The sequence below is a fragment of the Pseudomonas sp. CHM02 genome (genome assembly GCF_000612585.1).
GTDB lineage: Bacteria > Pseudomonadota > Gammaproteobacteria > Pseudomonadales > Pseudomonadaceae > Aquipseudomonas.
This window is the reverse complement of record NZ_JFCA01000002.1, coordinates 143,897-156,748: the sequence shown is the minus strand read 5'-3', so window position 1 is coordinate 156,748 and position 12,852 is coordinate 143,897. Positions and strand designations below refer to the sequence as shown.

General features: G+C 62.7%; 8 protein-coding genes. 5 read left to right on the top strand and 3 right to left on the bottom strand.

The annotated features are described in order from the left end of the window. The first annotated feature begins 8 nt into the window (after positions 1 to 8). Both BM70_RS0101835 and BM70_RS0101830 read left to right on the top strand, forming a co-directional pair. Positions 9 to 629, top strand: coding sequence for a 1-acyl-sn-glycerol-3-phosphate acyltransferase (locus BM70_RS0101835; protein WP_025854409.1), 621 nt, complete (start codon positions 9 to 11; stop codon positions 627 to 629). Between the two features lies 1 nt (position 630). Continuing rightward, positions 631 to 1,563 carry a phosphatidate cytidylyltransferase gene (locus BM70_RS0101830; protein WP_025854408.1) on the top strand — a complete coding sequence of 311 codons (933 nt, stop codon included), beginning with the start codon at positions 631 to 633 and terminating at the stop codon, positions 1,561 to 1,563. 95 nt (positions 1,564 to 1,658) lie between these two features. On the opposite strand, the gene BM70_RS0101825 is transcribed toward BM70_RS0101830, so the two are convergent. After that, positions 1,659 to 2,132 (bottom strand): Lrp/AsnC family transcriptional regulator, encoded by a 474-nt coding sequence (locus BM70_RS0101825; protein ID WP_025854407.1) that lies wholly within the window; start codon positions 2,130 to 2,132, stop codon positions 1,659 to 1,661. Between the two features lie 135 nt (positions 2,133 to 2,267). On the opposite strand from BM70_RS0101825, the gene BM70_RS0101820 reads away from it, so the two are divergent. The 3 genes from BM70_RS0101820 to pbpC all read left to right on the top strand — a co-directional run bounded on the left by BM70_RS0101820 (position 2,268) and on the right by pbpC (position 11,060). Further along, a complete protein-coding gene (locus BM70_RS0101820) occupies positions 2,268 to 2,897 on the top strand; it encodes a LysE family translocator (RefSeq protein WP_025854406.1) in 630 nt (209 codons plus the stop codon). Between the two features lie 77 nt (positions 2,898 to 2,974). Continuing rightward, a complete protein-coding gene (locus tag BM70_RS0101815; protein WP_025854405.1) occupies positions 2,975 to 8,779 on the top strand; it encodes an MG2 domain-containing protein in 5,805 nt (1,934 codons plus the stop codon). Then, positions 8,760 to 11,060, top strand: a complete 2,301-nt coding sequence (pbpC, locus tag BM70_RS0101810; RefSeq protein WP_025854404.1) for a penicillin-binding protein 1C — start codon at positions 8,760 to 8,762, stop codon at positions 11,058 to 11,060. Before BM70_RS0101815 ends, pbpC begins: the two co-directional genes overlap by 20 nt. Here the strand turns inward: pbpC and BM70_RS0101805 are convergent, their stop codons facing one another. Then, the gene (locus tag BM70_RS0101805; RefSeq protein ID WP_025854403.1) at positions 11,061 to 12,227 is read right to left on the bottom strand and encodes a hypothetical protein; all 1,167 of its coding nucleotides are present in this window, start codon (positions 12,225 to 12,227) and stop codon (positions 11,061 to 11,063) included. Next, positions 12,224 to 12,805: a LemA family protein gene (locus BM70_RS0101800; protein ID WP_025854402.1), complete on the bottom strand. Its 582-nt coding sequence runs from the start codon at positions 12,803 to 12,805 to the stop codon at positions 12,224 to 12,226. Before BM70_RS0101800 ends, BM70_RS0101805 begins: the two co-directional genes overlap by 4 nt. Positions 12,806 to 12,852 lie beyond the last annotated feature (47 nt).

The window sequence follows — 12,852 nt, the reverse complement described above, 5'->3', positions numbered from 1 at the left end:
GAATTCCCATGTTCGAACCCGTGGTCGCCACGCTGATTACTTCCATGGCCCGCACCGTCACCGGGGCACGCAGCCTGTGGCTGGGTTGCGCGCCAGTGCCGGTGCAACGCATCTACTTCGCCAACCACAGCAGCCACGGCGACTTCGTGTTGCTGTGGGCCTCGCTGCCGCAGAACCTGCGCAAATTCACACGCCCGGTGGCCGGCAGCGATTACTGGAATAAAAGCGCCTTGCGCCGCTACATCATCAACCGCGTGTTCAACGGCGTATTGATCGATCGCGAACGCAAGGACCCTGTGGATAACCCGTTGCAGCCCATGCTCAACGCCCTGGAAGGCGGCGATTCGCTGATCATTTTCCCCGAAGGCACGCGTAACCTCGAAGATGGCCTGCTGCCATTCAAAAGCGGCTTGTATCACCTGGCCAAAAGTTACCCACAGGCCGAACTGATCCCGGTGTGGATCGCCAACCTCAACCGGGTCATGCCCAAGGGCCGCGTATTGCCGCTGCCCCTGCTGTGCACCACCAGCTTCGGCGCGCCGCTGCAATTGGAAGACGGCGAAGACAAAGCCGCCTTCCTCGCCCGCACCCGCGATGCCCTGCTCGCCCTTGCCCCGGAGCACGTCTGACATGGATAGCCAAACCCTGATGTTGTTCGGCGGCATCGGCGCGATCCTGGTGCTCGCCTCGCTGATCGGCCTGATCCTCAAGCTGCGCACCCGCGGCAACCCCAACGCGGTGATCGACAACCTCAACGCGCGCATCAACGCCTGGTGGGTGATGGTGGTGGTCATCGGCATCGCCTTCTGGCTCGGTACCGGCGCGGTGATCCTGCTGTTCTACGCGGTGTCGTTCTACGCCCTGCGCGAATTCCTCACCCTCACGCCCACTCGTCGCAGCGATTACCCGGCATTGGTCGCCGCGTTCTACCTGGCGCTGCCGCTGCAATACCTGCTGATCTATTCGGACTGGTACGGGCTGTTCTCGATCTTCATCCCGGTGTACGTGTTCCTGCTGCTGCCGATCCTCGCGTCCCTGGGCGGCGACAGCACGCACTTCCTGGAGCGTGCTTCGAAGGTGCAGTGGGGCTTGATGATCGCAGTGTTCTGCGTGTCGTTCGTGCCCGCCTTGCTGACCCTCGACATCCCCGGCTACGAAGGCCGCAACCTGCTGCTGATCGCCTACCTGGTGATCGTGGTGCAACTTTCCGATGTGTTGCAGTACGTGTGCGGCAAGCTGTTCGGCAAACACAAGATCGCACCCAACTTGTCCCCTTCGAAGACGGTGGAAGGGTTTGTCGGCGGGATTCTGCTCTCGTCGCTGATCGGCGCGGCGTTGTGGTGGACCACGCCGTTCAACCCGTGGCAGTCGTTCTTGATTGCGCTGCTGATCAACCTGCTGGGGTTTGCCGGCGGCATCGTGATGTCGGCGATCAAGCGCGACCGGGGCGTGAAGGACTGGGGCCATATGATCGAAGGGCACGGCGGGATGCTGGATCGGCTGGATTCGGTGTGCTTCGCCGCGCCGATCTTCTTCCACCTCGTGCGCTACTGGTGGACCTGACAAGCCCCCTGCAGGAGCCGGCTTGCCGGCGATGGCGATCCTGAACGTTCATAAAACTCACGGGCCTCTCGCCGGCAAGCCGGCTCCTACAGTCATTAGCCCGGCAAATGCCCCAGCGGCAATGCGCCTGGGGTCTTTACGGTCTGGATCGCGAAGTTGCTGCGGATGTCCCTCACCCCTGGCAGTTTCAACAGACTGCCGGTGACAAACCGTTCGTAGCCGCGCAAATCCGGCACCACCACCTGCAATAGAAAGTCCGACTCCCCCGACACCAGGAACGCCGAGATCACTTCCGGCAGCGCCGTCACCGCCTCGCGAAAGGCGTTGGCTTCGGTATCGTTATGCCGTTCCACCTTCACGCCCACGAACACCATCATCCCCAGGCCGACTTCATCGCGATCCAGCGTGGCCTGGTAGCCGCGAATCACGCCGGCTTCTTCCAGCAGACGCACGCGCCTCAGGCAGGGTGAAGCAGACAGCCCGATCTCGTCCGCCAGTTGTACGTTGCTCAGGCGACCATCGCGTTGCAGGGCTTCGAGAATCTTGCGGTCAAACGCATCGAGTTTCATGTTTGGCATAAATGAATTGCCGATCAGTCGTTTAGTGGTAGATAGTACCAATAATAGACGCTTTCATGGCTGAATACGCAAGCACCTGCCCCGTCCTCCGGCCCTAGAATTGGCGAACACACAAGGGGGTGAGACATGGCGGAACTCTGGTTATTTCTGGTGGCCCTTTCAGTGGCGTTTCTATTGCCTGGGCCGGACATGATCCTGTTGCTGCAAACCGGTGCGCGCCAGGGCAAGGCCCTGGCGCTGACCACGGCGATTGGCCTGGGGCTGGCCCGCGCCTGCCACGTGGCATTGGCAGGCATGGGGCTGGCGACCTTGTTCAAGGTGGCACCGTGGACCTTTGATGTGGTGCGCCTGGGCGGCGCGGCCTATCTGTTGTGGCTGGGTGTTCAATGCCTGCGCGCGACTATGCTGCCGTCCCTCGAGACTGCGAACACGCCGCCAACGGCGCATGCCTGGCGCGCGGCGTTTCAACGCGGCTTGCTGACCAACCTGCTCAACCCCAAGGCGCTGTTGTTCTGCTCGGTATTGCTGCCGCAATTCATCAACCCGCAAGCCGGCCCGGTGGCGGCGCAGTTTGCCTTGCTGGGGGTGATCCTGGTGAGTCTCGGCTTCGCGTTCGATTGCTGTTACGCCCTGGCCGGCGCGCGCATCGGCCAGTGGCTGGCGCGCAATCGCGCAGCGCAGCGTATGCAGCAGTGGTTGTTCGGCAGTCTTTTGATCGGTTTTGCGGTACGGCTCACTTTTGTGCAACACACCTAGCGGGGCGGCGTATCTGCGTCATCTTTTGTATCAAAGACGCGTGTAAGATACGCCGCACTTAGCCAGGGATGCTCACCATGTTCGATTCGTTCAAAGCGATCAGCCGCCGTATTGTCGGTGCGTTATTGACTGTGGTGGGGGCCGTGTTTGGCCAATGGCATCCGCCGGCCTGGCTGCGTGCCATCGGCCGTGGGCTGGCGAACCTGGGCAGCAAAGCCCGCGCTTACCCACGCCAAACCGGTGCCGGCGTGTTAGGGCTGGTCCTGCTGGCGGCTGCCGGTTTCTACGGCTGGCACTGGTATTCCAACCTGCCAAAGCCCTATACCGCGAGCTATTCGCTGCACAAACCGAACCTCACCGACTACACCCAGCAAACGCCGGTGGTGGATAACTTGCAGGTGCGCTTTGGCGAATCCGTGGCCCCGCTGGGGGCCATCGGCAAACCGGTTACCGAGGGCATCACCCTCAAACCTGCGGTCGCGGGCACCTGGCGTTGGGCGGATGACCGCAGCCTGTTGTTCGTACCGGAAAAAGACTGGCCCATCGACGCCCATTACACCCTCGACCTGGCCAAGAAAAACCTGCTGGCTGACGGCGTGTTGCTGGACCAATACAGCACGCAGTTTTCCACCCAAGCGTTCCGCGCCACCCTGGCGCAAAACGAGCTGTATCAGGACCCGTCCAACCCGACGCTGAAACAGCTGGTGGCGACCTTCCGTTTTTCCCACCCGGTGGATGAAGACAGCCTGCGCAAGCGCGTCACGGTGACCCTGGGCAAAGGCTTGGCCTACCGCGACGCCCAGTTGCCCAACCGCCCGGAAATCACCTTCGACGAGAAGAAACTCAACGCCTACGTACGTTCCGCCGCCCTGGCGACCCCGCTGGAAAGCACGCCGGTCAGCGCCAAGCTCGACGAAGGCATCAAGGCCCGCGACGGCGGCAACGCCAGCACCGCGCCGCTGGTGGCGGAGGTCACCGTGCCCGGTCGCTATCGCCTGACCTTCACCGGGGCCGAAGTGAGCTTTGTCGACAACGAACGTGGCGAGCCGGAGCCGGTGCTGATGTTCAGCAGCTCCAGCGCCGTGGCCGACGAAACCATCGCCGGCAAGGTCCAGGCCTGGCTGTTGCCGGAAAAAGCCCAGGACGACACGCGCCCCTACAGCAGCAACGACATCGATGACGCCCTGCTCGCCCGCAGCACCAAGGTCAACCTGACCCACGTGCCCAGCGTCGAACCGCTGAATACCCTGCACGCCTTCAAATTCAAGGCCCCGGCCGGTCGCGCCGTGTATGTGCGCGTGCCCGCCAACCTGGAAGCCATCGGCGGTTATCTGGCGAAAAACCCTACAGCGTCGCTGATCAGCATGCCGGCGTACCCGCGCACCTTGCAGTTCCTCTCTGACGGCGCCTTGCTCAGCCTCAACGGTGAAAAGCGCTTGGGCTTCATGGCCCGTGGTGTGCCTGGCGCCCATGTGGAAATCGCCCGCCTGTTGCCCAACCAGCTACAACACCTGGTGGACCAGAGCAGCGGCAGCTTTGCCCGGCCGAATTTCGGCAACGAGTATTTTGATCGCATGGTCGAGCGTCAGTCGCTGGATATTCCCCTGTCATCCAATGACCCGGCGAAAACCGTCTACGACAACGTCGACCTCAGCCACTACCTCACCGCCAATGGCGGCCGGCGCGGCATTTTCGTGCTCAAGCTCAGCCCGCAGGACGACCCGGCCCCGCGCACGTTCGAGTACGACCGCAGCAGTACCAGCGACCTGCGTTTCATCGTGGTGACGGACCTGGGCATCATCGCCAAGCGCTCCAGCGATGGCAGCCATGACGTGTACGTGCAGTCCATCGGCAATGGTTCGCCAGTCTCCGACGCGCAAGTCGACATCATCGGCCGCAACGGTTTGCCGGTGAGCAGCGGCCACACGGATGCCGAAGGCCATGCGCATTTCGCCAAGCTGGATGAATTGCGTCGTGAGAAAACGCCGCTGATGTATGTGGTCACGCGCGGCAATGACCAGTCGTTCCTGCCGATCGCCCGCCAGTCCCAGCAGTTGGATTTGTCGCGTTTCGACGTCGGCGGTCTGGAAGAAGACGGCGCGATTGATCGCCTCAGCGCCTACCTGTTTACCGACCGTGGCCTGTACCGGCCCGGCGAAACCGCGCACCTGGGCATGATTGTGCGCAGCGGCAACTGGAAAGGCGCGCTGCAAGGCCTGCCGGTGGAGCTGCAAATCACCGACCCGCGTGGCCTGGAAGTGATTCGCCAGCCGTTGAAGCTGTCCGCCAGCGGCTTTGAAACCTTTGACTTCCCCAGCAGTGAAGTCGCCCCCGCCGGGGAGTACACCGCAACGTTGCAGTTGATTGGCCAGAAGCAGACCCGCACCGACCTGGGCAGCGTGAACTTCAAGGTCCGCGACTTCGAGCCGGACCGCATGAAGGTCAGCCTTAGCCTGCACGACACCCCGGTGCAGGGCTGGATTCCACCGGACCAGGTGGTGGCCAAGGTCACCGCCATGCACCTGTTCGGCGCCCCGGCAACCGGCCGTCGTGTCACCGCGAAGATGTCCCTGAGCCCGACGCTCGCGGCGTTTGATCGTTACCCGGATTACCGTTTCCGCCTCAACGACTCACTGGAAGACGCCACGACCGAAGACCTGGCCGAAACCACCGTCGACGACAACGGCCAGGCCGTGCTCGACCTCAACCTGCAACGCTTCGCCAACAGCACCTATCGCCTGCAGGTGATGACCCAGGTGTTCGAAGCCGAAGGCGGCCGCAATGTGGCGGCACAAAGTGCCTTGCTGGTGTCGTCCGCGCCCTACCTGGTGGGTGTGAAAAGTCAGGATTCGCTGTCGTACGTCGCCAAGGATGCCCCGCGCCAGGTGCAATGGCTGGCCGTCGCGCCGGACCTTACGCCCGTGGCGGTGGACGGCCTGACCAGCGAAGTGGTCGAGCACCGGTATGTGTCGGTGTTGGTGAAACAGTCCAACGGCACCTACAAGTACGAGTCGCGCATCAAGAACATCAGCCAACCCGCCTCACCGCTGGTGATGACGAAAGAAGGCGCCAAACAGACCCTGAACACGTCCACACCGGGCGATTTCACCCTGCAGTTGAAGGACGCCAACGGCAACCTGCTCAACCAGATCGACTACAGCGTGGCCGGGCGTGGCAACACATCGCGCTCCCTGGAACGCAACGCCGAGCTGCAACTGCGCCTGGATAAACGCAGCTACGCCACCGGCGATGAGATCGCCATCAGCATTCGAGCGCCGTATACCGGCGCCGGCTTGATCACCATCGAACGCGACAAGGTCTACACCCAGCAGTGGTTCAAGGCCGACAGCACCAACAGTGTGCAACACATCCGCGTGCCGGCAGGGCTTGAGGGCAATGCCTACGTCAACGTGCAGTTTGTACGCGACATGGGCTCGGCCGAGGTGTACATGAGCCCGCTGTCCTACGGCGTGGTGCCGTTCAGCATCAACCTGGATGCGCGGCGCATGGCCTTGAAGGTTGAAGGCCCGGCGAAGATCGAGCCGGGGCAGACGCTGGATATCAAGGTCAACGCTGATCGCCCGGGCCGCGCGGTGGTCTACGCGGTCGACGAAGGCATCCTGCAAGTGGCGCGCTACCAGACGCCGGACCCGCTGGGCTTCTTCTTCCAGAAGCGTGCATTGGAGGTCGGCACCAGTCAGATCCTTGACCTGATCCTGCCGGAATTCAGCCGCCTGCTCAGTGGGGCGGCGCCCGGTGGCGATACGGAAGGCGCCCTGGCCAACCACCTCAACCCGTTCAAGCGTAAACACCAGCCGCCGGTGGCCTGGTGGTCTGGCTTGGTCGATCTGCCGGCCGGGGAAACCGTACTGCATTACCAAGTGCCGGACAGCTTCAACGGCAAGCTGCACCTGTTCGCAGTAGCGGTGGACAGCGACAGTGTCGGTGTCAGCGAAGCCAGTACTGACGTGCGCGGGCCGATCGTGATCACGCCGAACGTGCCGGCCTTTGTGGCGCCGGGGGATGTGTTCAACGTCAGCGCCGGGGTGTTCAGTAACCTGGATGCAGCGGCGGACGTGAAGTTTGAAGTGCAGACCAGCGATGGCCTGGTTGTGCAGAGCGACAAGGGCAGCACCTTGTCCCTGCAACCGCGCAAAGAGGGCACGGCCGAGTTCAAGATCAAGGTCGGCGACACCCTCGGCTCGGCGGACCTGCGTTTTGTCGCAGTGCTGCCGGATGGCAAACGCATCCAGGTGGCGGAAACCACCTCGATCCGCCCACTGAGCGAACATCGCGTAGCCCTGAGCCTGGGCCGCTTCGACAGCGCCAGCAAGGAGCTCAAACCCACCCGCGAGTTGTTCAGCCAACTGCGCGACGTGCAACTGGGCGTAGCGGCCTCGCCGCTGGTGTGGGCCAATGGCCTCAAGCACTACCTGGATGACTACGGCTACGCCTGCACCGAGCAACTGGTGTCCAAGGCCATGCCGGCGTTGATCTGGGGCGGCAATGCACCTGAGGCCGAACAAGCCTTCGGCAGCGCGGTACGCATGCTGCGCCAACGCCAGAACCAGGCCGGCGGCTTCGGTTTGTGGGCAGCCAACCCGGACGTGGCGCCGTACGCCAGCCTCTACGCCACCGACTTCCTGATCGAAGCCAGGGAGCGTGGGTTGCCGGTGCCGGAAGACCTGCTGGTGCGCTCGAATGCGTACCTGACAGACCTGGCCAATGGTCCCAGCGAAGGCCTGTCGGAATTGCGCAACCGCGCCTACGCCAGCTACCTGCTGAGCCGTCAGGGGATTCTGGTGAGTGGTGCGTTGAGCGATATCCGCGAGCGCTACGAAAGCTACTTCAAGGACACCTGGCAGAACGACCTGGGCGCCGCTTACCTGGCGGCCAGTTACAAATTGCTCAAACAGGATCGCCAGGCCGATACGCTGTTCCGCAAAATCCCCTGGCGTGCGCTTGTGGATAAGTGGGACAGCGACGGCCTGTATTACGACCCGCTGGTGCACGATGCCGAACACCTGCACCTGTTGGCGCGACATTTCCCGGAGCTGATGGACGATGTGCCTACAGCGCTGCTGGATAAACTCGGCAAGCGCCTCAACGAGCAGCGTTACAACTCGCTGTCGGCGGCCCTGCTGCTGCGTGCACTGGACAACTACGGCCAACGTGCGCAAAGCGACATGACCCTCAAGGCCACCGCCTGGCTGGGCGACAAGCAGCAGCAATTGCTGGAAATGGCTGGTCAGCCACCGCGCGCGGCCGTACCAGGCACCACACAAAAGCTGGTGATGGAGAAATCCGACGGCCCAGCGGCGTTCTACATGCTCAGCGAAGCCGGTTTCGACAAGGGCGCCAAGCTCAAGCCGATCAACAATGGCCTGGAAATCATCCACGAATACCTCGACCTCAAGGGCGAGCCGGTGAGCAAGGTCGCCGTCGGTGATGAGTTCCTGGTACGCCTGCGCCTGCGGGCTACCGACCGCGATCAGGTGCAACAAGTGGCCGTGGTCGACCTGCTGCCCGGAGGCGTCGAGCCTGTGTATAACTTGCCGCCGGAGCCGGAAGCCGCCAGCAGCGAGGACAGTGAGGGCGAAGAGTCTGAATACGTCGAAGAAGACAGCCAGGAAGAACAAAGCTGGCAGGCGCCCATCGGCGAAACCGAGCTGAGCAACTGGCAGCCGGACTACGTGGACGTACGTGATGATCGCGTGGTGTTGTACGGCACCGCGCTGCGTGATGTCGGCACGTTCGTGTACCGCGTCCGCGCCACCAACGCCGGGACCTTCAATACGCCACCGGCCTACGCCGAAGGCATGTACGAAACCACCCTGCAAGGGCGCGGCAAAGTAGGCCAGCTTGAAATTACCAAGCCTTAAGCGCCTGGCGCCGCCGCTGCTCGTAGCGGCGGTGGTGCTGGTGGGGCTGCGGCTTTGGCCCCATGCCCCGCTGGAACACGCCGTCACCTCATCGCGGGTGGTATTGGCCGATGACGGTTCGCTGTTGCGCATGACATTGGCGGATGACGGTCAGTACCGCCTGTGGCTGCCGCTGGAGCGGATATCCCCTTCTCTGGTCGAAGCCTTGCTGCTCAAGGAAGACCGCAATTTCTACTGGCACCCGGGGATCAATCCCCCGGCGTTGCTGCGTGCGGCCATGGCCACCTACAGCGGTGGCCAGCGCCAGGGCGGCTCGACCTTGAGCATGCAACTGGCGCGGCGCCTGTGGGACCTGAACACCCGCCAAGTACCGGGCAAGTTGCAACAGATGGCATTGGCGCTGTGGCTGGAGGTGCGCTACAGCAAGCACGACATCCTGGAGGCCTACCTGAACCTGGCGCCCATGGGCGGCAATATCGAAGGGGCCGAAGCGGCGAGCCGTATCTATTTCGGCAAGTCGGCGGCGCAGCTGTCGTTGTCCGAGGCGCTGGCGCTGGCGGTGATTCCGCAGCAGCCGGGGCGGCGGGCGCGCTTCGGACCGTCACTGCAAAATGCGCGGCTGCGCTTGATGGCGGACTGGCGCGAGACTTATCCACAGGACCCGCGTAACGACAGCCTGCTCGATTTGCCCTTGGAAGCTCGCAACCGCCAGCAGATCCCATTCCTCGCCCCGCACTTGAGTGAACAGTTGCTGGCCTCCCAAGCCGGAAATGAACTGAACAGCACCCTCAACTTGCCGTTGCAGCAATTGCTCGAACGCCTGATCACTGGCTTTATCGCCGAGCGGCGCAGCAGGGGGGTGGAAAACGCCACGGCCATCCTGATCGACAGCCGCGACCAGAGCGTCAAGGCATTGGTGGGCTCGGCGGACTACTTATCCACAAGCCTGCACGGCCAGGTCAATGGCGTGCTGTCGCGACGCTCGCCGGGGTCGACGCTCAAGCCGTTTCTGTATGGACTGGCGCTGGACCAGGGGGTCATCCACCCCATGAGCATCCTCAAGGACTTGCCGAGTAACTTCGGCTACTTCCAGCCGGAAAATTTCGACGGCAGTTTTGTCGGCCCGCTGACCGCGCGAGATGCGTTGATCCGTAGTCGCAACATCCCTGCTGTGTGGCTCGCCAGCCAAGTAAAGTCGCCGTCTTTATACGGACTGCTGCAACGCGCCGGCATCAAGGGCCTGCGCGACGAGAGCCACTACGGCCTGGCCCTTGCCCTTGGCGGCGGTGAAATGACCCCGGAAGAACTGGCGCGACTGTATGTGATGCTGGCCGGTGATGGGCACCTGCGCCCGTTGCGCTATTTGCAGGAACAGCCCCAGACCACGGGGGCCCAACTGCTGACGCCCCAGGCGGCCTTCATGGTGCGCGACATGCTACGCCGCAATCCACGCCCGGATGGCCTGCCCGGCCGCCACTGGCGCACTGCCTGGAAAACCGGCACCTCCTGGGGTTTTCACGATGCCTGGAGTGCCGGCCTGGTCGGGCCCTATGTGCTGGTGGTGTGGGTGGGCAACTTCGATGGCCGGCCCAACCCGGCGTTTATCGGTGCCAAGACCGCTGCGCCACTGTTCTTCCGCATCGCCGACGCCCTGCCCCTGGCCTTGCCCAATACCGTCATAAAGCCCGACAAGCCGCCTGCCGGGCTGGTGCGCATCGACGTCTGCGCCGCGTCCGGCGAGTTGCCCAACCGCTGGTGCCCGCAAACCCGCAAGACCTGGTACATCCCCGGCGTGTCGCCGATTCGCGTGTCGAACCTGCACCGCCCGGTGCTGATCGACACCCGTACCGGCAAGGCCGCCTGCCCGCCGTTCGAGGCGCAATACACTCGCGAAGAAGTCTTCGAATTCTGGCCCAGCGACGTACAGCGCCTGTACCGCGCCGCCGGCCTGCCCCGGCGCACGCCGCCCAATGTGATGAAAAACTGCCAGCCCAACCGCCTCGGTGACCAAAGCGAAGCGCCGCAGATTCGTTCGCCGCTGACCCAGGTGAGCTATCAACTGCGCTTGTCTCAACCCCAGGAAAGCATCCCATTGAATGCCAACGCGGCCAGTGATGCGGCGACGTTGTATTGGTTTGCCGACCAGACCCTGATCGGCCAGGGCCCGCCGCAAACCACGCTGAACTGGCGGCCGGGCAAGTCGGGGGAGTATCGATTGCGCGTGAGCGATGATCAGGGGCGCAGCGCAAGTCGAGGGTTGAAGGTGGAGTTTGTGCCGTGATCAGGCGTCTTCGTCGCCGAAGCTCGCCTTGCCGACACGCTTGGCAAAATGGTTGTACGCCGCCCCCAGTTTTCGTTGTTCAAAGATAGAAAACACCAGGGTGCCCAGCAGGATGAGCATCCACACCAGAAACAGCTTCAGCGTATCCACCTGGGCCACGAACAGCAGCAGGGTCACCACGCCGCCAATCACCATGCCCAGCCCCATCCACGCCCCCAACACACGACCCACGGCCATGCGTATGCCTTTGGGCAGGACCAATCGGGTGGCCATCATCACCATGATGATCGCCAGGAAGAAGCCAAACGCGGCCATGAACGGAATCTGAAAACCGCCTTCGCGGTACAACCAGGCCAACAGTTGATACAACGGGCCGAGGGGCACCATCTGTTGATAAGTGTCCGGACCCGGTAAGTGCAACTGGGCAATCTGCTCGGGTGTGAGGGCCATGATGCCCACGCCGATCATGCCTGCGAAGGCGGCATAGAACCCGCCCGCACGCCACAGCGGCGCCAGCACGCGGCGGCTTTCCACGTCCTCGGTCAGCGCCACGCCGAACACAGCCTTGGGGTATTTGCCCTGGGCAATCACGGTCTGGCCGTCCCGTTCGCAGGCATCGCCGATCAGCATCACATCGAGGTCTTGGACAAGCAGGATTTCACCTTGCCGGCGAGAGCTGCCGATCGACTCGTAATCGGCGGGCGACTTGTTGCCGAACAGATCGATGCCCTCGGCAATCACAGGGATTTCGCCGCTGGCATCCTGCAGGCGAAAGTCATTGCAGCACGCCTCGCTTTTGGCCCGGCTCCAGCTCCAGCGCCCGTCGTCATCCTTCTCGCCGTCCTCGATGATCCACACGTAGCCGGCGCACGGCTTGTGATGCACCGGCGACAACAACGGCTTGTCCACAATCACCTTGCCACGCAACTCCACCAAGCCCATCGCCAGTGAACGAATCTGGCTCGTCGCCAGCCGCTGCTCAGTCTTGTAGAAGCTCGGACCAAAGCTGGTCAGCAGGCAGATCAACAAGAACACCGGGAAGAACAGCGCGACGACCGTCATCGGGGCGTAGATCAGCAAACCGATAAAGCCCGCAAGAATCACCAGCGCCAACGCGGTTTTCCACTTCGGCTTTTTCACCACGGCGCCTACCGGCGTGGTCTTCATGCGCCTGGCACCTCAAGCTTCACACCTTCATAGCGGGTTTCTTCGGCGCTGATGGCCAGCAACGGGATGCGCGAATAGCCCAGCAGCCTCGCAAAGAACAGGTCGGGGAACACCGCAATGGCAATGTTGTAGAGGTTGATCGACTCATTGAAGAACTCACGCCGGTCGGCAATGCGCTCCTCCACCGCCGAGATCGCCTGTTGCAACGCGACCATGTTCGGGCCCGAGATCAACGCGGGATACCCCTCCGCCACCGCAATCACCGACTTGATCGCCGCATTGAGCTGGTTGGAGGCATCGACTTTATCGTTGAGGCTGCTGGCATTGAGATATTGCTGGCGAGCGTCACTCAAGCGCGTGAACAGGGCGTTCTCGTGGTTCATGGCGGTTTGGACCACGCGCATCAGGTCCGGGATCTGATCGGCCCGCTGCTTGAGCAACACGTCGATGTTGGCAAAGGCCTTGTCCACATCGTTACGCCGCATCACCAGGCCGTTGTAGACCCCCACCATCCAGCCCACCAGGCCGACGACAATGATCAGCACGACGACGCTGGCGATAAGGAGTTCGATGTTCATGGTGAAGGCATTCCCTGGCTGAGTTATCCACAGGGTCGCATTTTAGG

Excerpts from the sequence above, each read along its gene's own strand:
- BM70_RS0101835 (WP_025854409.1), top strand. The coding sequence starts at position 9 with ATGTTCGAACCCGTGGTCGCCACGCTGATTACTTCCATGGCCCGCACC.
- BM70_RS0101800 (WP_025854402.1), bottom strand. The coding sequence starts at position 12,805 with ATGAACATCGAACTCCTTATCGCCAGCGTCGTCGTGCTGATCATTGTC.
- BM70_RS0101815 (WP_025854405.1), top strand. The coding sequence starts at position 2,975 with ATGTTCGATTCGTTCAAAGCGATCAGCCGCCGTATTGTCGGTGCGTTA.
- BM70_RS0101830 (WP_025854408.1), top strand. The coding sequence starts at position 631 with ATGGATAGCCAAACCCTGATGTTGTTCGGCGGCATCGGCGCGATCCTG.
- BM70_RS0101805 (WP_025854403.1), bottom strand. The coding sequence starts at position 12,227 with ATGAAGACCACGCCGGTAGGCGCCGTGGTGAAAAAGCCGAAGTGGAAA.
- BM70_RS0101820 (WP_025854406.1), top strand. The coding sequence starts at position 2,268 with ATGGCGGAACTCTGGTTATTTCTGGTGGCCCTTTCAGTGGCGTTTCTA.
- BM70_RS0101825 (WP_025854407.1), bottom strand. The coding sequence starts at position 2,132 with ATGAAACTCGATGCGTTTGACCGCAAGATTCTCGAAGCCCTGCAACGC.